This window comes from Streptomyces sp. NPDC088400 (genome assembly GCF_044753355.1).
Lineage (GTDB): Bacteria > Actinomycetota > Actinomycetes > Streptomycetales > Streptomycetaceae > Streptomyces.
Genome location: NZ_JBIVMZ010000017.1, coordinates 26,575 through 53,358 on the forward strand (window position 1 = coordinate 26,575; position 26,784 = coordinate 53,358).

Genomic DNA, 26,784 nt, shown 5'->3' on the forward strand with positions numbered 1-26,784 from the left:
GGGGACATGACCAGATGAGCTACAACCAGCCGGGCCCGTACGGTGGGCAGCCGCCCCAGCAGCCCGGACCGTATGGTCAGCAGCCGCCCCAGCAGCCTGGTCCGTACGGCCAGCAGCCGCCGCAGCCCGGCTACGGCTACCCGCAGCAGGCGCCGCAGGGTCCCCCGCCGCCGCCCGGGTACGGCTACCCGCAGCAGGGCCAGCCCGGCCCCTACGGACAGCCGCAGCAGCCGCAGTACGGCCAGCAGCCCCCCTACGGCGGCCAGTACCCGCCGCCCCCTCCGGCCGGGGCTCCCAAGAAGAAGACGGGCCTCGTCGTCGGAGTCTGCGTCGTGGCCCTCGCGGTGATCGCGGGCGGCGCGTACTTCCTGGTCGGCGGCGGCAGTAGCTCGGTGGCGGACGACGGCAAGACGTACAAGCTGACGACGCCCGCGACCGTGCTCGACGGCGCGTACACGAAGGGCAGCGGCTCGGGCAGCAACGGCATGAGCGACAGCGACGCCGCGGAGGCCAAGAAGTGGGGGGTCACCGACGCCACTCAGACCGGCGCCGGTTACACGGCCGGTGAGGGCGCCACCCAGAAGACGCTCAACTTCTCGGGCTTCTACGGTCAGATCGAGGACCCGGAGAAGGTCGTCGATGCCATGTTCGCGGAGATGAAGAAGAACTCCGAGAAGTCGAGCAGTGGCGAAGAGGCGCCCGAACTCGTCGGCGAGCCCCAGGAGTTCACGCCCGCCGGGTTCGAGAACGGCGTGCTGAAGTGCCAGAACATGAAGCTGACGATGACCGGCGCGGGCGCCGCCGCGGGCGGTCCCGGCAGCTTCACCGTGCCGATGTGTATCTGGGCCGACCACAGCACCCTGGTGTACACGGGGTCCTCGGACGCCGGAGCCATCCTCACGGGCAAGAGCATGTCTCTCGAAGACGCGGCCACGCAGGCGGCCAAGCTGCGCGACGAAGTGCGCGTCGAGGTCAAGTAGTCACGTAGTCACGGTCGGACAACCGAATCCGTGGATGCCGTACATGCCACAGGGGCGCCCGGTCGGGCGCCCCTGTGGCGTACGTACGCGTTATCCGCGACCGCTACTACCGCTACGCGGACTTCTCGTGGCGGCCGTCGTTCTTGATGATCCTCGGCTCGCGCGGGACCAGCGTCGGGTTCACGTGGGAGTGCACGACTTCCTCCGTGATGACCACGCGGGCCACGTCCTTGCGGGACGGGACCTCGTACATCACCGACTGGAGGACCTCTTCCATGATCGCCCGCAGACCGCGCGCGCCCGTGCCGCGCAGGATCGCCTGGTCGGCGATGGCCTCCAGCGACGGGCGGTCGAAGTCCAGCTCCACACCGTCGAGTTCGAAGAGGCGCTGGTACTGCTTCACCAGCGCGTTGCGCGGCTCGACCAGGATCTGGAGCAGTGCCTCACGGTCCAGGTTGTGGACCGAGGTCAGGACCGGGAGGCGGCCGATGAACTCCGGGATCATCCCGAACTTCACCAGGTCCTCCGGCATGACCTCCTGGAACTGGTCGCTCGCCTCGATCTCGCGCTTCGAGCGGATCGTCGCGCCGAAGCCGATGCCCTTCGCGCCCGCACGCGACTCGATGATCTTCTCCAGGCCGGCGAAGGCGCCGCCCACGATGAAGAGCACGTTCGTCGTGTCGATCTGAATGAACTCCTGGTGCGGGTGCTTCCGTCCGCCCTGCGGCGGGACCGAGGCGGTGGTGCCCTCCAGGATCTTCAGGAGGGCCTGCTGGACGCCCTCGCCGGAGACATCGCGGGTGATCGACGGGTTCTCGCTCTTGCGGGCGACCTTGTCGATCTCGTCGATGTAGATGATTCCGGTCTCGGCCTTCTTGACGTCGTAGTCGGCCGCCTGGATCAGCTTGAGCAGGATGTTCTCGACGTCCTCGCCGACATAGCCGGCCTCCGTGAGCGCCGTCGCGTCGGCGATGGCGAACGGTACGTTCAGCATGCGCGCCAGCGTCTGCGCGAGGAGCGTCTTGCCGGAGCCGGTGGGGCCCAGCAGCAGGATGTTGGACTTCGCGAGTTCGATCGCGTCGTCGCGTCCGGAGCCGCCGCCGTTCTCGCCGGCCTGGACGCGCTTGTAGTGGTTGTAGACCGCTACCGAGAGGGCCTTCTTCGCGGGCTCCTGCCCGACGACGTACCCCTCGAGGAACTCGTAGATCTCGCGCGGCTTGGGCAGTTCCTCCCACCGCACTTCGGAGGTCTCGGCGAGCTCCTCCTCAATGATCTCGTTGCAGAGGTCGATGCACTCGTCGCAGATGTACACACCGGGACCTGCGATGAGCTTCTTCACCTGCTTCTGGCTCTTCCCGCAGAACGAGCACTTGAGCAGGTCGCCGCCATCACCGATGCGTGCCACGAGGTGCTTCCCCTTCGCCTGGGAGCAGCTTGGTTCAGCGGCTCCTGTGCCTCATATCCGACGGTACCTTGCCCGGGCCTCGGTTCGGGCCCCCCTTGGCGCGGTTCACATGGTCGTGGACTCCATGACGACCTGTGTGTCCCGCGCCAGGGGCGCCTGGCCGGGCAGCGGGCGTCCAGGGCGCGTTGTGAAAAGTCCCGCCTGGCCCGCGACGCCCTGTACGCCCTAGGCGGCCGCAGCGGCCGTCGTCTTGCGGGTCGACACGATCTGGTCGACCAGGCCGTACGCGAGCGCGTCGTCGGCGGTGAGGATCTTGTCGCGCTCGATGTCGTCGCGGACCTTCTCGATCGGCGTGGTGGAGTGCTTCGCCAGCATCTCCTCCAGCTGAGCGCGCATCCGCAGGATCTCGTTGGCCGCGATCTCCAGGTCGGAGAGCTGCTCACGACCGGTCTGGCTGGACGGCTGGTGGATCAGCACGCGCGCGTTCGGCAGGGCGAGCCGCTTGCCGGGGGAACCGGCGGCGAGCAGTACGGCGGCGGCCGAGGCCGCCTGGCCCATGCACACGGTCTGGATGTCCGGCTTCACGAACTGCATCGTGTCGTAGATGGCCGTGAGGGCCGTCATCGAGCCGCCGGGGCTGTTGATGTAGATCGAGATGTCGCGGTCCGGGTCCATCGACTCCAGGCAGAGCAGCTGCGCCATGACGTCGTTGGCGGAGGCGTCGTCGATCTGCACCCCGAGGAAGATCACGCGCTCCTCGAAGAGCTTCGCGTACGGGTCGTACTCACGCACGCCCTGCGAGGTGCGCTCCACGAAGCGCGGGACGACATAACGGTTGTCCACCTGGGGGCCGGTGTAAAGGCCGCTCGCGGCGTTGATGTTCATGTGGGTGTTCACCATCCTGTGGCGTTCCTGTGGCGTGTGGTGGGCTGGGCCGGCTGATGCGGGACCGTACTGCTCAGGCCCCCGTGCCGCCGCCGCCCGGAACACCCGAAGCAGCGGAGATGATCTCGTCGATGATGCCGTAGTCCTTGGCTTCCTCGGCGGTGAACCAGCGGTCGCGGTCACCGTCGCGGATGATCGTCTCCTCGGACTGACCACTGTGGCGGGCCGTGATCTCGGCCATGCGCTTCTTCGTACGGAGAAGCTGCTCGGCCTGGATCTTGATGTCGGAGGCGGTGCCACCGAGGCCGGCGGAACCCTGGTGCATGAGGATGTCGGTGTGCGGCAGCGCGAAGCGCTTGCCGGCGGCGCCACCGGTCAGCAGGAACTGACCCATCGAAGCGGCGAGGCCCATACCGATGGTGACCACGTCGTTCGGGATGTACTGCATGGTGTCGTACACGGCCATACCGGCCGTCACCGAGCCACCCGGGCTGTTGATGTAAAGGAAAATGTCCTTCTCGGGCTCTGCCGCGAGGAGGAGAAGCTGCGCCGTGATCTTGTTCGCGATGTCGTCGTCGACCTGCTGGCCGAGGAAGATGATCCGCTCTCCGAGCAGCCGGCTGTAGACCTGGTCGCCGAGGCCACCACCGAGGGACGGCTCACCGGCGGCGTAAGGCATCAGATTCGTCACGTATACACCTGCTCGTCTCTGACGGCTTTGGCCGTCTCAGCGTCTTCGTACCGGGGACGGGAGACTCCCCTGCCCTCGTATTCATGGACCCTAACGCGCTGGTCGGCGGGCGCCATCCCGCTTCCGTTGCTGTTCGCTGGGAGCGCAAGGTAGTTGGGGCCTCGTACGGGCCTCAGCGGGCCCGTACGAGGGCTCGGCGGGCCCGTGAGCCCGCTGGGGCCCTCCGCCGCCCTGCGTTGGGCTCTCCACCGCCCTGCCCACATGTGTCCGGAGCGGGACGGGGCGGGCCCCGGGCGCATGTCGCGTCCGGGGCCCGTCCTTACGATCCACGCGATCCGCGGGATCCTCATGATCAGATCCATGCGGTCAGATCCTCACGGTCGGATCTCGCGGTCGGATCCTCGCGACTCGCGATCAGAACGAGACCGCTCAGGCCTCGGTCTTGTCGCCCTTGCCCTCGGCCTTGTCGGACGTGGCCTCGCCGGAGGCCTCGGTGGCGGCTTCGGCGGGAGCGTCGGCCTCGGCCTCGGTGGCGTCCGCGTCGGAGGAGGCCTCGACCGTCTCGGCGGTCTCGTCCTCGTCGTCATCGAGGTCCACCGGCTCACCGTTGGTGTCGACGACCTTGGCGGCCTCGACGACCACCGCGAGCGCCTTGCCGCGGGCGACCTCGCCGACGAGCATCGGCACCTGGCCACCCTCGACGACCGCCTTGGCGAACTCGTCGGGGGACATGCCGGAGGACTGCGCGCGACGCATGAGGTGCTCGGTGAGCTCCTCCTGGTTCACGTTCAGCTTCTCCTTGTTGACCAGCTCGTCGAGGATGAACTGGGTCTTGATGCCCTTGACCGCCTGCTCCCTGGTCTCGGCATCGAACTCTTCCTCGGTCTTGCCCTGGATCTCCAGGTACTTCGCGAGGTCGAGGCCCATCTGACCGAGCTGGTGGTGCTCCAGGTTGTGCTTACGGGTGTTGATCTCGTCCGCGAGCAGCTTCTCGGGGATCGGGACCTCGGCCAGCTTCAGCAGCTCGTCGAGGACGCGCTCCTGGGCCTGGGTGGCCTGGTCGTACTGCTTCGAGCTCTCAAGGCGCTTGCGGCTGTCGGCCTTCAGCTCCTCGATGGTGTCGAACTCGCTCGCCATCTGCGCGAATTCGTCGTCCAGCTCGGGCAGCTCACGGGCGGCGACCTGAGTGACCTTGACGCTGACCTCGGCGGTCTTGCCCTCGGCGGTGCCACCCTTCAGCTCTGAGGTGAAGGTGGCCTCGCCGCCGGCCTCCAGGCCGGTGACGGCCTCGTCGATGCCGTCGAGCAGCTCGCCGGAACCGATGGTGTACTGCACGGCGCTCGCGACACCGTCGGGCAGCACCTCTCCGTCGACCTTGGCCTCCAGGTCGATCGTCACGACGTCGCCTTCGGCGGCGGCGCGCTCGACCGGGTTGGTGGAGGCGAAGCGGTCACGGAGCTGCTCGACGGACTTCTCAAGCTCTTCGTCGGTGACTTCGATGGCATCGACAGTGACCTCGATACCCGAGTAGTCCGGGATCTCGATGGTGGGACGAATGTCCACCTCGGCGGTGAAGGCCAGCAGCTCGCCGTCCTTGAGCTCGGTGATGTCGACCTCGGGCTGGCCGAGGACATTGAGCTCGCCCTCGTTGACCGCGTCGGTGTAGAACTTCGGGAGGGCGTCGTTGACGGCCTCCTCCAGCACAGCACCACGCCCGAACCGCTGGTCGATGACGCGGGCCGGGATCTTGCCCTTGCGGAAGCCCTTCACCGTGACCTGCTGGTTGATCTTCTTGTACGCCGCGTCGAGGCTGTCCTTGAGCTCCTCGAAGGGCACCTCGACTGTGAGCCGAACCCGAGTCGGGTTCAGGGTCTCCACGGCGCTCTTCACGGTTCGGTCTCCTTGGTGGCTGATTCTGGGGTTCTGCTGTGTCCGCCGCACCGCGGCGGCCCCAGCGAATCGGCCCGGTTCTTCAGATCTTCAGAGACTCTTCAGACACGCGGGCACGCAACTTGCATAGTAACCGCAAGCAGGAACAGGCCCACAACGTGATCTTGATTGCTGGTCGGGGTGGCCGGATTCGAACCGACGACCTTCCGCTCCCAAAGCGGACGCGCTACCAAGCTGCGCCACACCCCGTCGGTGCGACACGTAGGGTACATGCCCGCGGGCCCCGCGTCGGCCCCTTTACCGGGCACCCGCGCACTCCGTCTGTACGGGTGTGCGGTGAACGGCCTGGACCCGCTACGATGTTGTCCGTGCCCGGGTCGCATGACCTGCGGCGCGCAGTGTGCGGGCGTAGCTCAATGGTAGAGCCCTAGTCTTCCAAACTAGCTACGCGGGTTCGATTCCCGTCGCCCGCTCCATGACCTCCGGCCCGATCCGTGTGCGTACGCCACCGGTCGGGCCGGAGGCGTTCCTGGATCTTTCCCACCCGACCCGATGTTTCCCACACGGCCCCGCAGAGCCAGAAGGACCGGGACCGCGACTGATGCCGTGACCGGTAGCTGATGCCATGACCGGTAAGGGCGTTGGAAGCCGATCCGTCAGAAACTGATCTGGTTGATCGTCTCGGCTATCGAGTTGAGGAACCTGTTCACCGACGGCGCCATGTTGGTGGAGGCGAGGAAGAAGCCGAACAGGATCGCGACGATCGCGGGTCCGGCTTTGAGGGAGCCGCCGCGGATGAACACCACGAGGATGATCGCCAACAGAAGCACCACAGACAGTGAAATAGCCACTACTGATCACACCCTCGGTCGGTCCGACTGGCCCAGCGACCGGAGCGCACGACGTCGGACACCCCGTTCAGAACCATCGTGCCATCAACATCCCCGCATGTGGCCCCCGGTGACGAATCATCGCCGTCGAAATCACGCCAGCCCCACACCCTGCATGCCGGGGCTCACACGCGTCTCGCGCGTGCGGGGCATGCCATCCGGCCGATAAATACGGACGTGAATTCGAGCCACCCCATTCAGGGGGCACACAGTTCATTCACAGATCATTCTCCGCAGTGGTGACGTGGTGGCCGGGGACACAATTGACCGGGCGTGACAACACAGGGCACAGCTTGCCGCTATGCACCATTTAGTACCGATTAATTGGCGCATAGCGCCCGGTTGTCGGCGGTTTCAGATTCGAATCTCCTACCTGGCCAGGAGGTTTTACGAATTGCGTTAAGCAGGGCTAGGGTGCCTCAAATGTTCCAGGCGCCACATGGATATGAGACGTCCCCGTCCCCGCGCATCGGGGAGCCGGAGCCCACCACCGGAACGGCTCGGCCCGTGGTGGCCGACACGCCGACGCCGACCGGTCGGCCTTCGGCCAAGTCGGCGGCGGATCGCCCTCCGACGTCCACCAGGCGAGACGCGTTCTTCGACAACGCCAAGTACCTGGCGATCGTTCTCGTGGCCGTGGCGCACTCCTGGGAACCCGTCATGGACGGAAGCCGGGCCACCAAAGCGCTCTACCTGCTCGTCTACAGCTTCCACATGCCGGCCTTCATCGTCATCTCCGGCTACTTCTCGCGGAGCTTCACCGCGCGCCCGCACCAGATCAAGCGGATGATCACCGGCATCGCCGTGCCGTACGTGGTCTTCGAGACGGCCTACTCGCTCTTCAAGCGGTACGCGGACGACACTCCCGACCATCCGATCAGCCTGATCGACCCCTGGTACCTGACCTGGTTCCTGATCGCGCTGTTCGTCTGGCGGCTGACCACCCCGCTCTGGCGCTCCCTGCGCCACCCGCTGGCGGTCTCGCTCGTCATCGCCTCGCTCGCCTCCCTCACCCCGAGCATCGGTGAGGACCTCGACCTCCAGCGCGTACTCCAGTTCGCGCCGTACTTCGTCGTGGGTCTGTGCCTCAAGCCCGAGCACTTCCAGATGGTCCGACGGCGCGAAGTACGGCTGCTGGCCGTACCGTTGTTCGCCGGCGCGCTGGCGTTCTCGTACTGGGCCGCGACCCGGATGCGCAACGGCTGGCTCTACCACAACACCAGCGCCCAGCAGCTGGACTCCCCCTGGTGGGCGGGGCCCGTGATGACGTTCGCGCTCTTCGGCTGCTCCCTGCTGCTCACGGCCGGATTCCTGGCCTGGGTGCCGGGGCGCCGGACCTGGTTCACCGCACTGGGCGCGGGCACGATCTGCGGCTACGTGCTGCACGGATTCCTGATCAAGGGCGCCAAGTTCGCCGGGGTCTTCGACACCTACCCCTGGTTGAAGGAGCCCGCAGGGAAGGTCGTCCTGTCCCTCGCGGCCGCCGTCGCGGTGACGGCGCTGTGCTCGCCTCCCGTACGGCGGTTGCTGCGTTTCGCGACCGAGCCCGAGATGAAGTGGGCGTTCACGCGGGACGAGGCGCCGACCCCGGCCCCGGCCCGGGCTTCCGCCCGGACGACGGCGACAGCGACAGCGACTGCGACTGCGACTGCGACTGCGACGAAGGAAGCGGGCGCCACGCCGGTCGTGGCTCCGATCGCCGCCCCGGACTCGCCCGCCCGGACACCCGCCCCCGAGCCGGTACCCGCCGCCGCCACCTCGGCGTCCCGCTCGTAAGCCCCAGCGACTGACGCGTCCGGCGCGTACTTCCCAGCACCACGAATCCCGGGTCGCCTCGTCCAGCACGACGAGGCGGCCCGGGATTCGCGCTGTGCGCGAGGCGGGCTCCTGAGCCGGAGTGACCTCGGTCCGAGTGAGACACGGTATGCGTCCGACTCCACCTGTCGCCCCACAGAACCCCTGGTGGAGTCGTCGCGAGCACTGACTGACGGGTCGTCAGATAATCCTTTGGTAAACTAATTACTGACGGTTCCTTGACGCTCTCTTGACTTAACGGAGGAACGATCCCATCGGACACGCAGAGACCCTCATAGCCATGGGCGGCGCTTTCCTCGCCGCCGCCGTGCTCGCCCGACTCGGCGGGCGTATCGAACTGCCCACCATCCCCCTGTTCATCCTGGCCGGGATCCTCCTCGGCCCGCACACCCCCGGCATCGTGCTGGTCTCCGACCCGCACGACCTGGAGATGCTCTCCGCTCTCGGCCTGGTGCTGCTGCTCTTCTACCTGGGCCTGGAATTCCATCTGGACGACCTCAAGGCGGGCGGCCGGAAGATGGCCCTCGCCGGCGGTACGTATCTCGCGCTGAACGTGGGCGCCGGCCTCGGCTTCGGCTTCGCCCTCGGCTGGGGCACGTCGGAGGCGCTGGTGCTCGCCGGTGTCCTCGGCATCTCCTCGTCCGCGATCGTCACCAAGGTCCTGGTCGACCTGGGACGTATCGGCAACCCGGAGACCAAGCCGATCCTCGGCATCATCGTCGTCGAGGACATCTTCCTGGCTCTCTATCTCGCCGCTCTGCAGCCGATCCTGTCGGGTGCGGACAGCCTCTCCGCCGCCCTGATGGACGGCGGCAAGGCCTTCGGCTTCCTGCTCCTGCTCGCGCTCGCCGCGCGGTACGGGACAAGGGTCGTCGGCCGGTTCGTCGCCACCAAGGACGACGAGCTGCTGGTCATCTCCTTCCTCGGGATCGCCGTCTTCGTGGCGGGTGTCTCCGAGTGGTTCGGGGTCGCGGACGCCATCGGCGCGTTCATGGTCGGCCTCATGCTCGGCGGTACGACGTCGGGCGACCGGATCCGTAAGCTCGTCCACCCACTGCGCGACGCGTTCGGCGCGATCTTCTTCTTCGCCTTCGGTCTGTCGATCAACCCGGGCGATCTGCCGACCGTGCTGTGGCCCGTACTCGCGGCCGTGGTCGTGACGCTCGTGATGAACATCGCGGCGGGAGTGTCCGCGGCCAGGATCTTCGGCTTCGGCTCCGGGCCGGCGGCGAACATCTCGACCACGTTGCTGGCACGGGGCGAGTTCGCCCTGATCCTCGCCACCATGGCGGCGGGCGCGGGTCTGGACAAGCGGCTCGCCCCGTTCATCGCGGGGTACGTCCTGGTCCTCGCGGTCCTGGGCCCGCTGGCCGCCGGCCGCTCGCACGTGCTGGCCCGCATCCTGCCGGGCCGCGGCAAGGACGGCGGTGGTGACGGAGACGGCCGTGGCGCCCCCGAGGGAGGCGATTCCTCACGAGAGGCGGCACCGGCGACGACCTGAATCCGTTACGTTCGCTCCCCTCGCATCCTTGCCAGGCCTACGCACACCACACCGCCCAGCGCCGCTCCCCGGCCGCGGCGTTCCGCCCGTCACTCGGTCACCCGGCGCGCAGAACGTCGCGGCCATTTCACTGTCACCGGCCGCTTCACCGCAGCCGGTGAGCCACTGTCGACGTCAGGCCGCGCGGCAGATCAACAGCAGCGCCCGGTCGTCGTTCACGTCCTTCGCCACCGCCTCGATCAGGTGCCAGGCCGCGCCCTCGAAGCCCGGGGTGACATAACGGTCCGCCTCGCCCGTCAGGCGGTCGATGCCCTCGCCGAGGTCGCGGCCCGGGGCCTCGACCAGGCCGTCCGTGAAGAGCATCAGCACATCGCCGGGTCGCAGGGAGCCCTTGACCGGGTCGAACTGGGCTCCGTCGTAGACCCCCAGCAGCGGCCCCTCGCCCGACTTCTCCTCCCAGCGTCCGCTGCCCGCGTGGAGCTGGAGGGCGGGGAGGTGGCCCGCCGAGAGGAGTTCGTAGTCGCCCGAGTCCAGGTCGAGGACGAGGTGGATGGAGGTGGCGAAGCCCTCCTCCCAGTTCTGCCGGAGCAGATAACCGTTGGCCGCCGGGAGGAAGCTGTGGGGCGGGAGCGAGCCGAGGAGGCCGCCGAACGCGCCCGAGAGCAGGAGGGCGCGGGAGCCCGCGTCCATGCCCTTGCCGGAGACGTCGGTGAGGACGACTTCCAGCGTGCGGTCGCCGTTCGTACGGGCCGCCACGACGAAGTCGCCGGAGAAGGACTGGCCGCCGGCCGGGCGCAGCGCCATCTCGCGGTGCCAGCCCTCCGGGAGGCGGGGCAGGGCGCTCTGGACCCGGATACGTTCACGAAGATCGAACAGCATCGTCCCGCCGCGCCGCCACGGCACCCCGACCCGGGCTCTGAACTGGGCTATCAGCAGTCCGAAGAGTCCGCAGGCGGCCACCACCAGCACCGTGCCGGGGGTGACCCGGCCGGGGCCTCCCGGGTACGGGCCGAGGACCATCGACTCGATGATCAGTGCGGCCGCCGCGGCGGCGTACAGGCTGAGCAGGCTCGAAGGCCGCAGCAGCAGCCCGCCGGCCACGATCGGGAGGACGAGCGCGGAGGGCGCGCACCACACGGGTATGGCGATCGTCGTGAGGGCGATGGCCGGGACGGTGAGCAGCAGGCCGACGAGCGCGATCCAGTCGGAGCCGTCACCGCGGAAGTAGTCGACCCCGGATTTGCGCACGCCGGTACGGACCCGGTGCAGCGCCTTGCGCATCCGGGCCGAGTACGAATCCGCTCGCGCGACGCCGGCCATTGTTGTGGACCTTACCGATCCGCGTGCACACCGTGCAGGGGGACCCCCGTGACATTGCGTTCGAAATCGGGTCGCCTCGCCCGTGCACGCCTGGTACTGATGGCATATGACTACGGATTTGCGGGTCTTGCAACCACCTGAATGGGACCGCTGGCACAGGTCGTTCGAGCTGGCCTTCGGAGGTCTCGCCAAGCCGGCGGCCGAGCGCGCGCTGTACCGGGACCTCACCGAGTTCGACCGCTCGATCGGGATCTGGGACGGGGACGAATGCGTAGGCACCACGGGGGCGTTCAGCCTCCGGCTCACCGTCCCCGGCGGCGCGGGGGTGCCCGCGGCCGGCGTGACGATGGTGAGCGTGGCGGCGACCCACCGGCGGCGCGGGTTACTTACGTCGATGATGCGGCGCCAACTCGACGACGTCCGCACGTGGGGTGAGCCTCTCGCCGTGCTGGTGGCGTCCGAGCCGGTCATCTACGGACGGTACGGATACGGCGTCGCGACCCAGCGGCTCTCGGCCGAGATCGACACGGCCCGGGTGCGGATCTCGGTACCCGAAGGGCCCGGTGATGTACGTCTTCGTCGGGTGAAACCGGATGACCCGGCCGTACGGGACGCGTGCGAGGCGGTGTACGCGGCGGAGGTCGCCGAGCGGCCGGGGATGCTCGCCCGTCGGTCCGGCTGGGAGCGGATGCCCGTCGTGGACGGCGAGCCGGCCAAGGACGGCATGTCGCCGCTCCAGTGTGTGCTGGCCGAACGGCACGGCGAGGTCGTGGGGTTCACGCTCTTCCACAACAGGCCGCAATGGGACGCGTCGGGCCCCAAGGGCGTGATCGAACTGCGGGATCTGTACGCGCTGGACCCGGTGGCGTACGCGGAGCTCTGGCGTTTCCTGTTCGGGGTCGATCTGACCTCGACGATCCGGGCGCAGGACCGGCCGGTGGACGACCCGTTCCAGTACCTGGTCTCCGACGTCCGGCGGTGTGGTCCGGGGCTGCGGGACTCGCTGCATCTGCGGCCGGTGGAGGTGGGGGCGGCGCTGGCGGCCCGTACGTACCGGGCGCCCCTGGACGTGGTGTTGGAGGTGAAGGACTCCTTCTGCCCCTGGAACGAGGGGCGTTGGCGGCTGTCCGGCGACACCGAGGGCGCGTCCTGCGAGCGCACCGCCGATCGGCCCGATCTGGCGCTGTCCGTCAACGAGTTGGGCGCCGCGTATCTGGGCGGGGTGTCCCTGACCGCGCTGGCGCGCGCGGGGCGGGTCGCGGAGGTGCGCCCCGGCGCGCTGACGGCGGCGTCGGCCGCCTTCGCGTCGGACCTCGCGCCCTGGCTGCCGCACGGATTCTAGGCCTCTAGTGGCGCTGGCAGCCCGGACACCAGAAGAGGTTGCGGGCCGCGAGGGATTCCGTACGGATCTCGGCACCGCACAGGTGGCAGGCCATCCGGGCCCGCCGGTACACATAGACCTCGCCGCCGTGGTCGTCGACGCGCGGCGGGCGGCCCATCGCCTCCGGGGTGTGCTCGGGGCGGACGGTGTCGATCCGGTTGTGCCGTACGCCCTCGCGCATCAGCGCCACCAGATCCGCCCAGATCACGTCCCACTCCCGGCGGGTGAGGTCCTTGCCCGCGCGGTACGGGTCGATGCCGCCGCGGAAGAGCACCTCGGCGCGGTAGACGTTGCCGACTCCGGCGATGACCTTCTGGTCCATGAGCAGGGCGGCCACGGTCGTACGGGACCGGGAGATCCGGTCCCAGGCCTTCTCGCCGTCGTCCTCGGGGCGCAGCGGGTCCGGGCCCAGGCGGTCGTGTATCGCCTGCTTCTCCGGGGCGGTGATCAGCGCGCAGGTGGTCGGGCCGCGCAGATCCGCGTAGTGGTCGTCGTTGAGCAGCCGGAGGCGGACGGTGTCGGTGGGCGGCGGAGCCGGGGCCTTACCGAAGCCCAGCTTGCCGAAGAGACCGAGGTGGACATGGACCCAGCCGTGGTCGCCGAAGCCGAGGAAGAGGTGCTTGCCGTGGGCGTCCACGTCCGCCAGGACACGGCGGTCGAGGAGTGCCGCGCTGTCGGCGAACTTGCCCTGCGGGCTGCTGACCCGGGCCGGCCGGCCGCCGAAGCGGTCGAGGTGGTCCTCGGCGAGGCGGTGGATCGTATGCCCCTCGGGCACGGTGTCTCCGTAGGTGTTCAGGTGGCCGTAGGTCTTCAGACGGCCGCAGATCTTCAGACGGCCGGGGCGGCCGGATGCGGCATGGCTGTGCCGCCGGACCCGGGCCGGGCCCGGCGGCACAGAGTGAACCGGGGCTGTCAGTCCTGCCGCGGGTGGTGCGCCGGGACCGGCGGCAGCTCGTGCGTCGTCTCGTACGCCGAGAGCATCTCGATCCGGCGTGAGTGGCGCTCCACTCCGGAGTACGGCGTCTTCAGGAAGACCTCGATGAAGGAGGTCGCCTCGTCGCGGGTGTGCATCCGGCCGCCGACGGAGATGACGTTCGCGTTGTTGTGCTCACGGCCGAGGGCCGCCGTCGCCTCGCTCCACGCGAGGATGGCCCGCACTCCCCTGACCTTGTTCGCGGCGATCTGCTCGCCGTTGCCGGAGCCGCCGATCACGATGCCGAGGCTGTCCGCGTCCGCCGCCGTGCGCTCAGCGGCGCGCAGGCAGAACGGCGGGTAGTCGTCCTCGGCGTCATAGACGTGGGGACCGCAGTCGACGGGCTCGTGGCCGTGGGCTGTGAGCCATTCCACAAGGTGGTTCTTGAGTTCGAAGCCGGCATGGTCGGAACCGAGGTACACGCGCATGGGGCGAAGTGTGGCACGCGTGGTGTGGTCGGCGTGTGGCTGGGTATCGGTCAGCGGGTCGGGGCTCCGCATTCACGTGACCCGTCGAGTAACGTCCCCGCAACCGTCTTCAGGTAAAGATACGGAATATTCCCTTCCGCATTCCGGGGAACGGCGGCTTCAATGCGGGGAGCTCGCCCCGCCGAGCGGACTGCAAACGTAAGGACACCTGCATGGCCTCCCTGCCCCCCTCAACCGAGGACAGAACTCCCGGTGAATCCGGGGACACTCAGTCCTCCGACGGCCTCCAGGCCGGTCTCAAGAACCGTCATCTGTCCATGATCGCGATCGGCGGTGTGATCGGGGCCGGCCTGTTCGTCGGATCCAGTTCCGGCATCGCCGCCGCCGGGCCGGCCATTCTGCTGTCGTACGCGCTGGTCGGCGCGATGGTCGTGCTCGTGATGCGGATGCTCGGCGAGATGGCGGCCGCGCAGCCGAGCTCAGGGTCCTTCTCCGCCTACGCGGACCGCGCGCTGGGGCGCTGGGCCGGATTCTCGATCGGCTGGCTGTACTGGTTCTTCTGGGTCGTCGTGCTGGCGGTCGAGGCGACCGCGGGCGCGCAGATCCTGGAGGGCTGGGTCCCCGCCGTACCGCAGTGGGCCTGGGCGCTGATCGTGATGGTCGTACTGACCGCCACGAACCTCGGATCCGTCGCGTCCTACGGCGAGTTCGAGTTCTGGTTCGCCGGGATCAAGGTCGTGGCGATCGCCGCGTTCGTCGTCATCGGTCTGCTGGCCGTGTTCGGGCTGCTGCCGGGATCGGACAATCCGGGCGCGGGCTTCGCGCATCTCACGGATTCCGGCGGATTCCTGCCCAAGGGCCCCGGCGCGATACTCACCGGTGTCCTGATGGTCGTCTTCTCCTTCATGGGCAGCGAGATCGTCACGCTCGCGGCGGGTGAGTCCTCGGACCCGCAGCGCGCCGTCGCCAAGGCAACCAACAGCGTGATCTGGCGGATCGCCGTCTTCTACCTGGGCTCGATCCTCGTCGTGCTGACGCTGCTCCCCTGGAACGACCCGTCGATCACCAAGGACGGCTCGTACGTCGCGGCCCTCAACTCCATCGGGATCCCGCACGCCGGTCAGGTCATGAACGTCATCGTGCTGACGGCCGTCCTGTCCTGTCTGAACTCCGGCCTCTACACCGCGTCCCGGATGGCCTTCTCGCTCGGCCGTCGCGGCGACGCGCCCAAGGCCTTCGCCCGGACGAACTCGCGTGGCGTGCCGCAGGCCGCGATCCTGTCGTCCGTCCTCTTCGGTTTCGTCGCGGTCTTCTTCAACTACCAGTGGCCCGACACCGTGTTCGCGTTCCTGCTGAACTCGTCGGGTGCCGTGGCGCTGTTCGTCTGGCTGGTCATCTGCTTCACGCAGTTGAAGATGCGCGGGATCATCCTGCGCGAGGCGCCGGAGAAGCTGGTCGTACGGATGTGGCTCTTCCCGTATCTGACCTGGGCGACCATCGCGATGATCTCGTTCATCCTGGTCTACATGCTCACCGATGACGCCGGCCGGGAGCAGGTGCTGCTGTCGCTGCTGGTGGCGGCGATCGTGGTGGGCATCTCGCTGGTACGGGAATCCCGCCAGAAGAAGGCCGCGGCCGAGGTACCGGGACAGGTGCCGGGACAGGCGTCCGGCGAGCGCCGGGACGCGGCACCGACCGGGCAGGTCGAAGCCGAGGCGACAGACCGGACGTGAACGGACCGGACCCTGACACGAAGAGAGCGGTCATAACCGTGGTCATAACCTGACGGAAACTGTCAGGTTATGCCGTGAGGCTCTCCGTACGCACCGAGTGGACCCCCACCGAGCGAACGGAGAGCCTCACTCATGTCCGACGACCGCACCGCCCTCGACTTCCGTGACACCACCGCCCTCTTCCGTCCCGGCGATCCCGGCTACGAAGCCGAGATCGCGGGCTTCCAGACGGGCTTCGCCCCGCGCCCGGAGCTGGTCGTCGGCGCCACCGACGCCGAGGACGTACGGGCCGCCGTCGCCCGTGCGGCGGCCCACGGGTGGCCCGTCCGCGTCCAGGCCACGGGCCACGGGCTGCCGGGGGCCTCGGAGGGCGGCGTCCTGATCACCACCCGGCGGATGGACGGCGTACGGATCGACGCGACGGCGCGCACCGCCCGGATCGAGGCGGGCGTGCGCTGGCGGCAGGTCATCGAGGCGGCGGCGCCCCACGGCCTGGCCCCGCCGAACGGTTCCGCGCCCGGCGTCGGCGCCGTCTCGTACACCCTGGGCGGTGGTCTGGGGCTGCTGGCGCGGGAGTACGGATACGCCGCCGACCATGTGCGCGCCCTCGATCTCGTCACCGCGGACGCCCGGTTGCTCCGCGTCACGCCGGAGAGCGAGCCCGAGCTGTTCTGGGCGCTGCGCGGTGGCGGGCACGGCCTCGGGGTGGTGACGGCGCTGGAGATCGGGCTCCTACCGGTCGCGCGGCTCTACGGCGGCTCGCTGCTGCTCGGCGGTGAGCTGGTGGGCGCGGTGGTGCGGACGTATCTGGAGTGGACCCGGACCGTGCCGGACACGGTGACGTCGAGCCTGTCCGTGATGGAGTTCCCGGATCTGCCGATGGTGCCGGAGCCGCTGCGCGGCCGGTACACCGTGTCCGTACGGGTGGCCCACACCGGGACGGAGGCGGCGGGCGAGCGGCTGGTGGCGCCGCTGCGGGCCGCCGGGCCCGCGCTGAGCGACTCGCTGCGGGAGATGCCGTACACCGACTCCGCGTCCATCCACAGCGATCCCGAGCATCCGCACGCGTACTACGGGGACAGCGCGATGCTCCGGGAGCCGGACGCCGACGCGCTCATGGACGTACTGGCGCTGACCGGTCCCGGCGCACCGATGATGTGCGTCGTCCAGATCAACCAACTCGGCGGGGCGCTCGCGAAGGAGCCCGACGTGCCCAATGCCGTGCCGCACCGCGAAGCGGGCTTCCTGGTACGGGTGTTGTCACCGCTGGACGGGACGGACCCGGGGACGGTCCGGGGACTGTACGACCGGGTGTTCCGGCGGCTCGCCCCGCTGACCGTGGGCCGCTCGCGCAACTTCGGCTTCGCCGACGGCTCCCGTACGGAGGGCCTGTACGGCGCGGAGACGGAGCGTCGGCTCGCCGGGCTGAAGGCCGCATACGACCCGGCGAGCCTGTTCCGGTGAACCCGGTGAACCGCTTCCGGTGAACGGTAACGATGGAACGGAGGAGCCGGCCGGCCACGAACGGCGTCAGTCCCGGCGGCCGATGAGCTTCCAGGTGGTGGGCAGCGCGCCCATCGCCAGGGCCGCCTTGAGCGCGTCACCCAGCAGGAAGGGAACCAGGCCGGCCGCGACCGCGGCGCTCAGTGACAGGCCGGCGGACATCGCGAGGTAGGGCACGCCCACGGCGTAGATGACCGCGGAGCCCACCACCATCGTCCCGGCCGTACGCAGTACGGAGCGGTCACCGCCCCGCCGGGCCAGCTCACCCACCACCGTCGCGGCGAGCAGCATGCCGAGGACATAGCCGAAGGAGGCGCCGCCGGGGCCGGACTTGCCGTCGGCGAACCACGGCACGCCCGCCATCCCGACCAGGGTGTAGACGGCGAGCGAGAGGAAACCGCGGCGGGCGCCCAGGGCGGTGCCGACGAGCAGCGCGGCGAAGGTCTGGCCGGTGACAGGGACGGGCGAGCCGGGGACCGGGACGGCGATCTGCGCCGCCAGACCGGTGAGCACCGCTCCCCCGGCGACCAGGGCGATGTCCCGGGTGCGGGTGGCGGGGAGCAGGTCGGCGAGAACGACTCCGGTTCGAGGGGTGGCGGCGACGGTGCTCATGGGGACTCCGCGGGCGTGAGGACGGTTCGGAACAGCCCGACGTTAGCCCACCGGTCCTGGCCGGGACACCGTCGGTCACCGACAGAGCGGAGGCCTGGACGTTGTCGGAGGTGCCGGTGTCATAAAGATCGCATCCAGTCACTTGCTGCTAGCCTGCACTTGCATAAGATGTGCAATAAGAGGTCGGAGGGCCCGGACACATGGCCATGTACACGCTTCCTGAGCTTCCGTACGACTACGCGGCGCTCGAACCGGTCATCAACCCGCAGATCATCGAGCTGCACCACGACAAGCACCACGCGGCCTACGTCAAAGGCGCCAACGACACCCTCGAACAGCTGGCGGAGGCGCGCGACAAGGAGTCGTGGGGAGCGATCAACGGGCTGGAGAAGAACCTCGCCTTCCACCTCTCCGGCCACATCCTGCACTCGATCTACTGGCACAACATGACCGGTGACGGCGGCGGCGAGCCGCTGGCCGCGGACGGTGTCGGCGAACTCGCGGACGCGATCGCCGAGTCCTTCGGATCCTTCGCCGGTTTCAAGTCCCAGCTGACCAAGGCCGCCGCGACCACCCAGGGATCGGGCTGGGGAGTCCTCGCGTACGAGCCGGTCAGCGCGCGCCTGATCGTCGAGCAGGTCTACGACCACCAGGGCAACGTCGGCCAGGGATCGGTGCCGGTGCTGGTCTTCGACGCCTGGGAGCACGCCTTCTATCTCCAGTACAAGAACCAGAAGGTGGACTTCATCGAGGCGATGTGGGAGGTCGTCAACTGGCAGGACGTGGCGAAGCGTTACGCCGCCGCGAAGGAGCGCGCGAACAACCTGCTACTGGCGCCGTAGGCCCCCTGACTCCCCCGCTCGCTCCGCGGGCGGGGGACAGGTAAACGTCCTGCTCGTGATCGTCTTCTCAACCTTCACCGGCGGGCGGAATGACGAAGGACCCCCGCGAGGACATGACTCGCGGGGGTCCTTCCGCGTCCCGCCGACAGGCCGGGCGGTGGACGGGACCGGTCGATGGACGGGGGCCGGTCAGTCGAAGATGGGGCCCTGGGTGCGGGTCCTCTTGATCTCATAGAAACCGGGGATCGACGCGACCATCAGCGTGCCGTCCCAGAGCTTCGCGGCCTCCTCGCCCTTGGGCGCCGGAGTGACGACCGGGCCGAAGAAGGCGATCTGCTCACCGTCCGCCCCGGGGACGGCGATGACCGGCGTGCCGACCTCCTGGCCGACCTTGTCGATGCCTTCCTTGTGGGAGGCGCGCAGTTCGGTGTCGTACGCGTCGGAGTCCGCGTAGTCGATCAGGTCGGCGGGCAGTCCGGCATCCGCCAGGGCGCCGGCGATCGCCTCGCGGGTCGAGCCCTCGCCCCGGTTGTGGAAACGGGTGCCGAGCGCCGTGTAGAGCTTGCCGACGACCTCGTCGCCGTGGAGCTGCTGGGCGGCGATGACCACGCGGACCGCCCACCAGGACTTGCCGCCGGGGAGCATGTTCTCCCGGTACTGCTCGGGGAGCTGGTCCAGCTTGTCCTCGTTGAGGACCCCCAGGCTCATCACGTGCCAGCGGACCTCGATATCACGGAATTTCTCGACTTCGAGGACCCAGCGCGAGGTCATCCAGGCCCAGGGGCAGAGCGGGTCGAACCAGAAATCAACAGGAGTCTTGTCAGACATGTCTCTCCTCATCACGGCTGCGGTACGCCTCTCCACCGCAAACGTGCCGGACCGCGGAGGGCATTCCCGGATACCGCCTGTCAGTGGCACATGCGAGGATCGGTCCGGTTTTGAACGTGCCCTGAAGGCGAGCCACGAAGGAGTGACCGTGCCCGGTGAGAATCTGTCCCGCGACGAGGCCCGCGAGCGGGCGGGCCTGCTGTCCGTAGACGGGTACGAGGTCGCCCTCGACCTGCGCTCGGCGGTCGACTCGACGCCGGACGGCGGTGCGCCCGGCGCGGATGCGCGGGACAGTGGTACGCCGGAGAGTCCGGGCGGTCCGCGGACCTTCCGTTCGGTGACGACGATCCGGTTCCGCTGTACGGAGCCGGGGGCCGCCACCTTCGCCGATCTGATCGCACCGAGCGTGACCTCGGTGACCCTCAACGGGACCGGTCTGGACCCGGCCGCCGTCTTCGACGGCTCGCGTATCGCGCTGGAGAACCTCCAGGCGGAGAACGTGCTGGTGGTGGACGCTCAGTGCGCGTACAGCCGGACCGGCGAGGGCCTGCACCGCTTCGTCGACCCGGAGGACGGCGAGGTCTATCTGTACACGCAGTACGAACCGGCCGACGCCCGTCGTGTTTTCGCCAACTTCGAGCAGCCGGACCTCAAGGCGCCGTACCGCTTCGAGGTGACCGCGCCCGAGGGCTGGACGGTCTGGGGCAACGGCGAGGGCACTCCGGGCGACAGGCCGGGCGACGAGCCAGGTGACGAGCCCGGCGCCAAACCCGGCGCCAAGCCCCGTGCCAACACGTGGCACTTCGCGGAGACGAAGCCCATCTCGACGTACATCACGGCCATCGCGGCCGGCCCGTACCACTATGTGACGGACTCCTACCGGCGTACGTTCGACGACGGCACGGTCCTGGAGATCCCGCTCGGCGCGCTGTGCCGCAAGGGGCTCGCCCGGCACTTCGACGCGGACGACGTCTTCCTGATCACCAAGCAGGGCCTGGACTTCTTCCACGACCACTTCGACTACCCGTACCCCTTCGGGAAGTACGACCAGGCCTTCGTGCCCGAGTACAACCTGGGCGCGATGGAGAACCCCGGTCTGGTGACCTTCCGCGAGGAGTTCATCTTCCGCGGCCGGGTCACGCGGGCGTCGTACGAGCGCCGGGCGAACGTCATCCTGCACGAGATGGCGCACATGTGGTTCGGCGACCTGGTCACCATGCGGTGGTGGGACGACCTGTGGCTGAAGGAGTCCTTCGCCGACTTCATGGGGTCCTTCTCGATGGTGGAGGCCACCCGCTTCACCGACGGCTGGATCACCTTCGCCAACAACCGCAAGTCCTGGGCCTACCGCGCCGACCAGCTGCCGTCCACCCACCCGATCACAGCCGACATCCGTGATCTGGAGGACGCCAAGCTGAACTTCGACGGCATCACGTACGCCAAGGGCGCGTCGGTGCTGAAGCAGCTGGTCGCGTACGTCGGCAAGGACGCGTTCCTGGAAGGCGCGCGGCGCTACTTCAAGCGGCACGCGTACGGGAACACGCGGCTGGGCGATCTGCTGTCCGTACTGGAGGAGACCTCGGGGCGGGACATGGCGGACTGGTCGCGTTCCTGGCTCCAGACCGCCGGGGTCAACTCGCTCACCCCGCAGGTGCTGTACGACGCCCAGGACCGGATCACCGAGCTGGCGGTCGTGCAGGACGCCCCCGAGTCGCACCCCGAACTGCGGCCGCACCGGGTGGCCATCGGGCTGTACCGGCGTACGCCGGAGGGCGAACTCGTGCGGTACGCGCGGGCCGAGACGGACGTGGCCGGGCCGCGCACGGTCGTCACCGAGCTGGCCGGGGCGGAGAAGCCCGAACTGATCCTCGTCAACGACGACGATCTGACGTACTGCAAGGTCCGCTTCGACGCGGGCTCGCTGGACACCCTGCGGGCGCGTCTCGGCGACCTCGCCGACCCGCTCGCGCGCGCCCTGTGCTGGTCCGCGCTGTGGAACCTCACGCGGGACGCGCTCATGCCGACCCGGGACTTCATCGCGCTGGTGCTCACCCACGCGGGCCGCGAGACGGACATCGGCGTGCTCCAGATGCTGCACACCTGGGCGCGTTCCGCACTCACCCACTACGCGGCGCCGAACTGGCGTGAGCAGGGCGGACAACTGCTCGCCGAGGGCGCGCTGCGAGAGCTGCGGACGACGGAGCCGGCCGGCCAGCACCAGCTGACCTGGGCCCGCTTCTTCGCGTCGGTCGCGACGACGGAGGCGGACTTCCAGCTCCTGCGGGGATTGTTGGACGGTACGGCGAAGATCGACGGCCTTGTCGTCGACCAGGAGCTGCGCTGGTCCTTCCTGGAGCCGCTGGCCTCGCACGGGCTCGCCGACGAGTCCGTCGTCGCGGCCGAACTGGCCCGGGACGACACGGCGTCGGGCAAGCGCCACCAGATGCGCTGCCTGGCGGCCCGGCCCTCGGCCTCGGTCAAGGCGCAGGCCTGGGCGCAGGTCGTCGAGTCGGACGCGTTGTCGAACGCGCTGGTCGAGGCGACGATCTCCGGCTTCGTACAGCCCGCCCAGCGTGAGCTGCTCGCGCCGTACGCGGCCAGGTACTTCGAGGTGATCGAGCGGGTGTGGACGGAGCGTTCGATCCAGATCGCCATGGATGTGGTGCGGGGGCTGTTCCCGGCGCTTCAGGGGGACCGTCGGACGCTGGACGCGGCGCACGCCTGGCTCGACACGCACCAGGACGCGGCGCCCGCGCTGCGCAGGCTGGTGCTGGAGGCGGGGGACGATCTGGCACGGGCGCTGCGCGGGCAGGAGTGCGACGCCGCGGCGGCGACGGCCATCTGAACGGACCGGACAGGCCGGACAGGCCGAACGGACTGAACAGGCTGAACGGGCTGAACAGGCTGAACGGGCTGAACGGGCTGAACGGGCGAAAGATGGTTGCCCGGACATCCGGGTGGGCATCCTGATCGGCCGTCGAACTCCCGTACTTTAAGCCGAACTTGTCCGGTTTTGTCGATGAAGGCGTAACAAGGGTTGAGGTCGGGTGAGGCATGGGGAGATCCCGGGACATGAACAACAATGCCCCCGCCGTCCCCCTCCTCCTCACCAACCTCTCCGGTGACGTCCAGCACCGCGTGCTCTCCCTCGCGCAGCTGCGTGAGCACGGCGTCCCGGCCGGCCGGGTCGCCGCCCGGTGCCGGCCCGGCGGCCCCTGGCAGCAATTGCTGCCGGGGGTCTACGTGTTGCACGCGGGCCCGCCGACCAGCGAGGAGCGGCTGCACGCGGTGCTGCTGTACGCGGTGCGGCCGAGCGCGGACGGCGCCAAGGGGGTGCCGGCGCAGACCGGGCCGCAGTCGGCCCAGCGGCCGTCCGGGCCTCAGGCGCCGACCGCGCCCCCGTACAGCGCGGTGATGATCACGGGCCTCGCGGCGCTGGCGCTGCACGGTTTCTCGTCCACCCCCTCGGTGCCCTCCCTCACGCACATCAATGTGCTCGTACCGCGCACCCGGCGGCTGCGGTCCACGGGCTGCGCCCGGATCATCCGCGCCCATGCCCTCCCCCGGTCCGAACAGATCGACGGAGTGCCGGTGGCGCCCGTGGGGCGTGCGGTGGCCGACGCGGTCGCCGAGCTGTCCGACGCCGACTCCGTGGTCGGACTGCTGACCGAGGCGGTACGCGGCGGGCACTGCGAACCGGCCGCGCTCGTACGGGAGCTGAACCAGTCCGGGCTCCTGGTGCGGCCCCATGTGGTGGACGCGGTGGACACGCTGCTCGCCGAGGGGCGCTCGCTGGCCGAGGGGCGGTTGTACGAGATGGTGCGGACGTACGGGCTGCCCGCACCGGTGTGGAACGTCGACCTGCGGCTGCCGGGCGGACCGCATCTGGGCGGTGCGGACGCCTACTGGCCCGAGCAGGCGGTCGCCGTCGAACTGGACACCCGGGCGCAGCGGCAGGGCGGCCGTAAGGGTGACTGGTCCGACGACGACGCGCAGTGGTCGGCGACCGTCCGCAAACGCGAGCATCTGGAACGGCTCGGCATCACCGTCGTGCATCTCACGCCCAGGAAGCTGCGGGAGTCGATGGAGCAGCAGGCGACGGTGGTCCGTACGGCCCTGACGGCGGCGGACCGCCGGGATCCGGCGGCGCATGTGGTCGTCCTGCCGCGATGAGGCCCGGGGCACAGTGAGGAGGGCGGCCGCGTGGCCACGGCCGCCCGCCCCCATCAGTCCCCGTCGCTTCAGTCCCCGTCGCTCCGGAGTCCTCAGCCGCAGAACTCCGCGTCAACGACCTTGCCCGGGTTACCCGTCCAGTCGGCGTTGAAGTTCAGGGCGATCGAGTGGCTGCCGTCCCGGGTGGTGACCGCGATGGACGTCGAGCCGTGTATCCCCCCGCTGTGACCCCAGACCTCCTTGCCGCAGGCCACCTTCTGCTGGGCGAGGCCGAGCCCGTAGCGTCGGCCGGCCGGGCCCTGGTCCCCCGGATGCGGCGTTCGATCTCGGTGGCGTACGAACGGCCCGTCACCTTCTCCACGACCATCCCGGCGAGTGCTTTCAGCCGTTGACGACGGCACGGCCGAGGGAGGGCCGCTCCCGCCACAACCGCAGCGCGATGTCGACCAGTTCGACACGGTCGAGACCGTGGACCGCGTCGAGCGGATGCCAGGCGGCCAGATCGGTCGACCCCTCGATCTCGGGGCGCAGCGAACCCCCGGTGATACGGCCCTCGTAGACGATGCGCAGCCCCTGGAAGTCGGCGAACAGGCCCAGCTTGCGGGGGTAGCGGCGGCGGATCGAGTCGATACCGAGCAGCGCCGTCATCTCGGCCACGTAGCCGGTCTCCTCCTCGACCTCACGGATCACGGTGTCGAAGGGGTCCTCGCCGTGTTCCATCCCGCCGCCCGGGAGGGTCCAGCGTTTGGTGCCGTCGCTCGCCACCCAGCGTGCGAGGAGGATCCGCTCGTCCCGTACGCACACGGCGTAGGCCGCCACTCGTAGCTCCTGGTTCATCCCGAGAGGGTAGAGCGCTTGGACGCCGTACCAGGCCTGAATCGACTTCTCCGACTCCTGGGCCCTGACCGCTCCTGGGTCCTGACCGGCCGGTCCTTGCCGGGCCCGCAAGATCGACCCGACAGGACCTCGGCGAACCCGGACGGTGACCATGCGTGACCTGCGGTCCCGCGCAGGGCCCTCCGCGTGCCACTTCCGGCTGCGCTGTGTGACGTAACCGGCACCGTCCCGCCCCTCGGACAGAGGATTGGACAAGCGGACCCGGGACATACGCATGATGATGGGACGCGTTCCCGGGACAGTCGCGAGTGAAGGAGCCCCAGTGAAGGTCGGAATTGTCGGAGCCACCGGTCAGGTCGGCACGGTCATGCGCAGCATCCTGGCCGAGCGGGGCTTCCCCGTCGCTGAGCTGCGGCTTTTCGCCTCCGCCCGGTCCGCGGGCTCCATCATCGAGTGGCAGGGCCGGCAGATCACGGTCGAGGACGCGTCCACGGCCGACTACTCCGGGCTCGACATCGTGCTCTTCTCCGCGGGGGGCGCCACCTCGAAGGCACTGGCCGAAAAGGTCGCCTCGCAGGGCCCCGTCGTGATCGACAACTCCTCCGCCTGGCGCCGTGACCCCGAGGTCCCGCTGGTCGTCTCCGAGGTCAACCCTCACGCGATCAAGAACCGCCCCAAGGGCATCATCGCCAACCCGAACTGCACCACGATGGCCGCCATGCCCGTGCTGCGCCCGCTGCACGACGAGGCGGGGCTGACGGCGCTGATCGCCACCACCTACCAGGCCGTGTCGGGCTCGGGCCTGGCCGGTGTCGCCGAGCTGCACGGCCAGGCGCAGAAGGTGGTCGCCGAGGCCGACAAGCTCACCCACGACGGCGCGGCCGTCGATTTCCCGGAGCCCGGCGTCTACCAGCGCCCCATCGCGTTCAACGTGGTGCCGCTCGCGGGCGGGATCGTGGACGACGGTTCCTTCGAGACCGACGAGGAGCAGAAGCTCCGTAACGAGTCCCGCAAGATCCTGGAGCTCCCGGAGCTGAAGGTCTCCGGGACGTGTGTCCGGGTGCCGGTCTTCTCCGGCCACTCCCTCCAGGTCAACGCCCGGTTCACCCGCCCGATCAGCGTGGAGCGCGCTTACGAGCTGCTCAAGGACGCGCCGGGCGTGGAGCTGTCCGAGATCCCGACCCCGCTCCAGGCGGCCGGCAAGGACGCCTCGTACGTGGGCCGGATCCGTAACGACGAGACGGCGGAGAACAGCCTGGCGCTGTTCCTCTCCAACGACAATCTCCGCAAGGGCGCGGCGCTCAACGCCGTCCAGATCGCGGAGCTGGTGGCGGCGGAGCTGAAGGGCTGAGCCGACAGGCGGAGCTCAAGGGCTGAGCCGACGGGCTGAGCCGACGGGCTGAGCCGCTTGCCGACGGGCGGGGCGGGACTCCTCACGGACGTCCGCCCCGCCCGTACGCGTTCCCCCTCCTGAACGCCACACAGCGGGCCCCGACGCCGGGGCCCGGCACAGGGCCGGATGGCCCGGTCACAGGGCCAGATGCCGCCGCAGCGCCGCGTCGAGCTCGGCCATCCGCTGTCGGGGCACCGCCCCGATCCGCTGCCGCATCCGGTCGGGCGACACCGCGCGCACTTGTTCGCACTGGGCCTTGGAGTCCTTGGCGAGCCCGCACTCCGCCGCTCGCAGGACGGTCTGGAAGGCGAAGACACGGGAGGTGTTCGAGGTGACCGGGACCACCGTCACCACGCCCCGGCCGTTGCGCTCGGCCGAGCGGTTGGCCGCGTCGTTGGACACGATCACGGCGGGCCGCGCCTTGTTCGCCTCGCTTCCGCGCACCGGTTCGAAGTCGATCAGATAGATGTCACCCCTGCGCATCGGCCAGCCCGTCGGCCGTGGTCCGCTCCCAGAACGCGGCGTCCTCGCCCGTGTCCCACTCCTCGAACGCCACCGCGTAGTCCGCCTCCAGCTGTGAGGCGCGCAGCAGCTCGATCGCCGCGTGTATCACCGCGGACCGCGACGCGGATTCCGATGTCGCCGCGTACTCGTCGACGAAGGCGACATCCTCCTGCGGCAGACTCACACTGATCTTCATACTC

24 protein-coding genes and 2 tRNA genes are annotated in these 26,784 nt (G+C 69.2%); 12 read left to right on the forward strand and 14 right to left on the reverse strand.

The window, feature by feature from the left end:
* Positions 1 to 14: 14 nt before the first annotated feature.
* Positions 15 to 980 (forward strand): hypothetical protein, encoded by a 966-nt coding sequence (locus ACIQD6_RS31930; RefSeq protein WP_401889346.1) that lies wholly within the window; start codon positions 15 to 17, stop codon positions 978 to 980.
* 112 nt (positions 981 to 1,092) lie between these two features.
* Here the strand turns inward: ACIQD6_RS31930 and clpX are convergent, their stop codons facing one another.
* The 5 genes from clpX to ACIQD6_RS31955 form a co-directional block, all read right to left on the reverse strand.
* Entirely contained in the window at positions 1,093 to 2,385 is a 1,293-nt protein-coding gene (gene clpX / locus ACIQD6_RS31935; protein ID WP_401889348.1) for an ATP-dependent Clp protease ATP-binding subunit ClpX, read from the reverse strand.
* A 225-nt stretch (positions 2,386 to 2,610) separates the two neighbouring features.
* Positions 2,611 to 3,285, reverse strand: a complete 675-nt coding sequence (locus tag ACIQD6_RS31940; protein ID WP_401889350.1) for an ATP-dependent Clp protease proteolytic subunit — start codon at positions 3,283 to 3,285, stop codon at positions 2,611 to 2,613.
* A gap of 58 nt (positions 3,286 to 3,343) precedes the next feature.
* Entirely contained in the window at positions 3,344 to 3,949 is a 606-nt protein-coding gene (locus tag ACIQD6_RS31945; protein ID WP_401889488.1) for an ATP-dependent Clp protease proteolytic subunit, read from the reverse strand.
* Positions 3,950 to 4,390: 441 nt separating this feature from the next.
* Positions 4,391 to 5,851: a trigger factor gene (gene tig / locus ACIQD6_RS31950; protein ID WP_401889352.1), complete on the reverse strand. Its 1,461-nt coding sequence runs from the start codon at positions 5,849 to 5,851 to the stop codon at positions 4,391 to 4,393.
* A 172-nt stretch (positions 5,852 to 6,023) separates the two neighbouring features.
* Positions 6,024 to 6,100: transfer RNA gene (locus ACIQD6_RS31955), tRNA-Pro, on the reverse strand.
* A gap of 153 nt (positions 6,101 to 6,253) precedes the next feature.
* On the opposite strand from ACIQD6_RS31955, the gene ACIQD6_RS31960 reads away from it, so the two are divergent.
* Positions 6,254 to 6,327 (forward strand) — tRNA-Gly (locus ACIQD6_RS31960).
* 180 nt (positions 6,328 to 6,507) lie between these two features.
* On the opposite strand, the gene ACIQD6_RS31965 is transcribed toward ACIQD6_RS31960, so the two are convergent.
* Entirely contained in the window at positions 6,508 to 6,702 is a 195-nt protein-coding gene (locus ACIQD6_RS31965) for a hypothetical protein (RefSeq protein WP_401889354.1), read from the reverse strand.
* 462 nt (positions 6,703 to 7,164) lie between these two features.
* Here ACIQD6_RS31965 and ACIQD6_RS31970 point away from each other — a divergent pair, with 462 nt between their 5' ends.
* The gene (locus tag ACIQD6_RS31970; protein WP_401889356.1) at positions 7,165 to 8,517 is read left to right on the forward strand and encodes an acyltransferase family protein; all 1,353 of its coding nucleotides are present in this window, start codon (positions 7,165 to 7,167) and stop codon (positions 8,515 to 8,517) included.
* Between the two features lie 319 nt (positions 8,518 to 8,836).
* Positions 8,837 to 10,057: a cation:proton antiporter gene (locus ACIQD6_RS31975; RefSeq protein ID WP_401889357.1), complete on the forward strand. Its 1,221-nt coding sequence runs from the start codon at positions 8,837 to 8,839 to the stop codon at positions 10,055 to 10,057.
* 174 nt (positions 10,058 to 10,231) lie between these two features.
* On the opposite strand, the gene ACIQD6_RS31980 is transcribed toward ACIQD6_RS31975, so the two are convergent.
* Positions 10,232 to 11,377: a PP2C family protein-serine/threonine phosphatase gene (locus ACIQD6_RS31980; RefSeq protein ID WP_401889359.1), complete on the reverse strand. Its 1,146-nt coding sequence runs from the start codon at positions 11,375 to 11,377 to the stop codon at positions 10,232 to 10,234.
* A 106-nt stretch (positions 11,378 to 11,483) separates the two neighbouring features.
* On the opposite strand from ACIQD6_RS31980, the gene ACIQD6_RS31985 reads away from it, so the two are divergent.
* Positions 11,484 to 12,719, forward strand: coding sequence for a GNAT family N-acetyltransferase (locus ACIQD6_RS31985; RefSeq protein ID WP_401889361.1), 1,236 nt, complete (start codon positions 11,484 to 11,486; stop codon positions 12,717 to 12,719).
* A 4-nt stretch (positions 12,720 to 12,723) separates the two neighbouring features.
* Here the strand turns inward: ACIQD6_RS31985 and ACIQD6_RS31990 are convergent, their stop codons facing one another.
* Together ACIQD6_RS31990 and ACIQD6_RS31995 are read right to left on the reverse strand one after the other, a co-directional pair.
* The gene (locus tag ACIQD6_RS31990) at positions 12,724 to 13,533 is read right to left on the reverse strand and encodes an Fpg/Nei family DNA glycosylase (protein WP_401889363.1); all 810 of its coding nucleotides are present in this window, start codon (positions 13,531 to 13,533) and stop codon (positions 12,724 to 12,726) included.
* Between the two features lie 137 nt (positions 13,534 to 13,670).
* A complete protein-coding gene (locus ACIQD6_RS31995; protein WP_401889367.1) occupies positions 13,671 to 14,159 on the reverse strand; it encodes a ribose-5-phosphate isomerase in 489 nt (162 codons plus the stop codon).
* Between the two features lie 212 nt (positions 14,160 to 14,371).
* On the opposite strand from ACIQD6_RS31995, the gene ACIQD6_RS32000 reads away from it, so the two are divergent.
* The gene (locus ACIQD6_RS32000; RefSeq protein ID WP_401889370.1) at positions 14,372 to 15,892 is read left to right on the forward strand and encodes an amino acid permease; all 1,521 of its coding nucleotides are present in this window, start codon (positions 14,372 to 14,374) and stop codon (positions 15,890 to 15,892) included.
* 132 nt (positions 15,893 to 16,024) lie between these two features.
* The gene (locus ACIQD6_RS32005; protein ID WP_401889372.1) at positions 16,025 to 17,356 is read left to right on the forward strand and encodes an FAD-binding oxidoreductase; all 1,332 of its coding nucleotides are present in this window, start codon (positions 16,025 to 16,027) and stop codon (positions 17,354 to 17,356) included.
* 66 nt (positions 17,357 to 17,422) lie between these two features.
* Here the strand turns inward: ACIQD6_RS32005 and ACIQD6_RS32010 are convergent, their stop codons facing one another.
* Positions 17,423 to 18,007, reverse strand: a complete 585-nt coding sequence (locus ACIQD6_RS32010) for a biotin transporter BioY (RefSeq protein ID WP_401889374.1) — start codon at positions 18,005 to 18,007, stop codon at positions 17,423 to 17,425.
* Positions 18,008 to 18,207: 200 nt separating this feature from the next.
* Here ACIQD6_RS32010 and ACIQD6_RS32015 point away from each other — a divergent pair, with 200 nt between their 5' ends.
* Entirely contained in the window at positions 18,208 to 18,849 is a 642-nt protein-coding gene (locus ACIQD6_RS32015; protein ID WP_401889377.1) for a superoxide dismutase, read from the forward strand.
* 189 nt (positions 18,850 to 19,038) lie between these two features.
* On the opposite strand, the gene ACIQD6_RS32020 is transcribed toward ACIQD6_RS32015, so the two are convergent.
* Positions 19,039 to 19,677 carry a DsbA family protein gene (locus tag ACIQD6_RS32020; RefSeq protein WP_401889380.1) on the reverse strand — a complete coding sequence of 213 codons (639 nt, stop codon included), beginning with the start codon at positions 19,675 to 19,677 and terminating at the stop codon, positions 19,039 to 19,041.
* Positions 19,678 to 19,825: 148 nt separating this feature from the next.
* Between ACIQD6_RS32020 and pepN the strand changes: the two genes are divergently transcribed.
* The 3 genes from pepN (at position 19,826) to ACIQD6_RS32035 (ending at position 24,242) form a co-directional block, all read left to right on the forward strand.
* Complete coding sequence (gene pepN / locus ACIQD6_RS32025; RefSeq protein WP_401889387.1) at positions 19,826 to 22,522, forward strand: aminopeptidase N; 2,697 nt, start codon at positions 19,826 to 19,828, stop codon at positions 22,520 to 22,522.
* Positions 22,523 to 22,749: 227 nt separating this feature from the next.
* The gene (locus tag ACIQD6_RS32030; RefSeq protein WP_401889390.1) at positions 22,750 to 23,850 is read left to right on the forward strand and encodes a hypothetical protein; all 1,101 of its coding nucleotides are present in this window, start codon (positions 22,750 to 22,752) and stop codon (positions 23,848 to 23,850) included.
* A 224-nt stretch (positions 23,851 to 24,074) separates the two neighbouring features.
* Entirely contained in the window at positions 24,075 to 24,242 is a 168-nt protein-coding gene (locus ACIQD6_RS32035) for a hypothetical protein (protein WP_401889392.1), read from the forward strand.
* On the opposite strand, the gene ACIQD6_RS32040 is transcribed toward ACIQD6_RS32035, so the two are convergent.
* Positions 24,232 to 24,687, reverse strand: a complete 456-nt coding sequence (locus ACIQD6_RS32040; RefSeq protein ID WP_401889394.1) for an NUDIX hydrolase — start codon at positions 24,685 to 24,687, stop codon at positions 24,232 to 24,234. The genes ACIQD6_RS32035 and ACIQD6_RS32040 overlap by 11 nt on opposite strands.
* A 322-nt stretch (positions 24,688 to 25,009) precedes the next feature.
* Here ACIQD6_RS32040 and ACIQD6_RS32045 point away from each other — a divergent pair, with 322 nt between their 5' ends.
* Positions 25,010 to 26,038, forward strand: a complete 1,029-nt coding sequence (locus ACIQD6_RS32045) for an aspartate-semialdehyde dehydrogenase (protein ID WP_401889396.1) — start codon at positions 25,010 to 25,012, stop codon at positions 26,036 to 26,038.
* Between the two features lie 177 nt (positions 26,039 to 26,215).
* Here ACIQD6_RS32045 and ACIQD6_RS32050 read toward each other — a convergent pair whose 3' ends face one another.
* Positions 26,216 to 26,563, reverse strand: coding sequence for a type II toxin-antitoxin system PemK/MazF family toxin (locus ACIQD6_RS32050; protein WP_401889399.1), 348 nt, complete (start codon positions 26,561 to 26,563; stop codon positions 26,216 to 26,218).
* Positions 26,550 to 26,780, reverse strand: coding sequence for a type II toxin-antitoxin system ParD family antitoxin (locus ACIQD6_RS32055; RefSeq protein ID WP_401889401.1), 231 nt, complete (start codon positions 26,778 to 26,780; stop codon positions 26,550 to 26,552). Before ACIQD6_RS32055 ends, ACIQD6_RS32050 begins: the two co-directional genes overlap by 14 nt.
* Positions 26,781 to 26,784 lie beyond the last annotated feature (4 nt).

Coding starts and splice junctions, on each gene's coding strand:
- ACIQD6_RS31930 (WP_401889346.1), top strand. CDS start 15: ATGAGCTACAACCAGCCGGGCCCGTACGGTGGGCAGCCGCCCCAGCAG.
- ACIQD6_RS31940 (WP_401889350.1), bottom strand. CDS start 3,285: ATGGTGAACACCCACATGAACATCAACGCCGCGAGCGGCCTTTACACC.
- ACIQD6_RS31945 (WP_401889488.1), bottom strand. CDS start 3,949: ATGCCTTACGCCGCCGGTGAGCCGTCCCTCGGTGGTGGCCTCGGCGAC.
- ACIQD6_RS31970 (WP_401889356.1), top strand. CDS start 7,165: ATGTTCCAGGCGCCACATGGATATGAGACGTCCCCGTCCCCGCGCATC.
- ACIQD6_RS31975 (WP_401889357.1), top strand. CDS start 8,837: ATGGGCGGCGCTTTCCTCGCCGCCGCCGTGCTCGCCCGACTCGGCGGG.
- ACIQD6_RS31980 (WP_401889359.1), bottom strand. CDS start 11,377: ATGGCCGGCGTCGCGCGAGCGGATTCGTACTCGGCCCGGATGCGCAAG.
- ACIQD6_RS31985 (WP_401889361.1), top strand. CDS start 11,484: ATGACTACGGATTTGCGGGTCTTGCAACCACCTGAATGGGACCGCTGG.
- ACIQD6_RS31995 (WP_401889367.1), bottom strand. CDS start 14,159: ATGCGCGTGTACCTCGGTTCCGACCATGCCGGCTTCGAACTCAAGAAC.
- ACIQD6_RS32000 (WP_401889370.1), top strand. CDS start 14,372: ATGGCCTCCCTGCCCCCCTCAACCGAGGACAGAACTCCCGGTGAATCC.
- ACIQD6_RS32005 (WP_401889372.1), top strand. CDS start 16,025: ATGTCCGACGACCGCACCGCCCTCGACTTCCGTGACACCACCGCCCTC.
- ACIQD6_RS32010 (WP_401889374.1), bottom strand. CDS start 18,007: ATGAGCACCGTCGCCGCCACCCCTCGAACCGGAGTCGTTCTCGCCGAC.
- ACIQD6_RS32015 (WP_401889377.1), top strand. CDS start 18,208: ATGGCCATGTACACGCTTCCTGAGCTTCCGTACGACTACGCGGCGCTC.
- ACIQD6_RS32020 (WP_401889380.1), bottom strand. CDS start 19,677: ATGTCTGACAAGACTCCTGTTGATTTCTGGTTCGACCCGCTCTGCCCC.
- ACIQD6_RS32030 (WP_401889390.1), top strand. CDS start 22,750: ATGAACAACAATGCCCCCGCCGTCCCCCTCCTCCTCACCAACCTCTCC.
- ACIQD6_RS32040 (WP_401889394.1), bottom strand. CDS start 24,687: ATGAACCAGGAGCTACGAGTGGCGGCCTACGCCGTGTGCGTACGGGAC.
- ACIQD6_RS32050 (WP_401889399.1), bottom strand. CDS start 26,563: ATGCGCAGGGGTGACATCTATCTGATCGACTTCGAACCGGTGCGCGGA.
- ACIQD6_RS32055 (WP_401889401.1), bottom strand. CDS start 26,780: ATGAAGATCAGTGTGAGTCTGCCGCAGGAGGATGTCGCCTTCGTCGAC.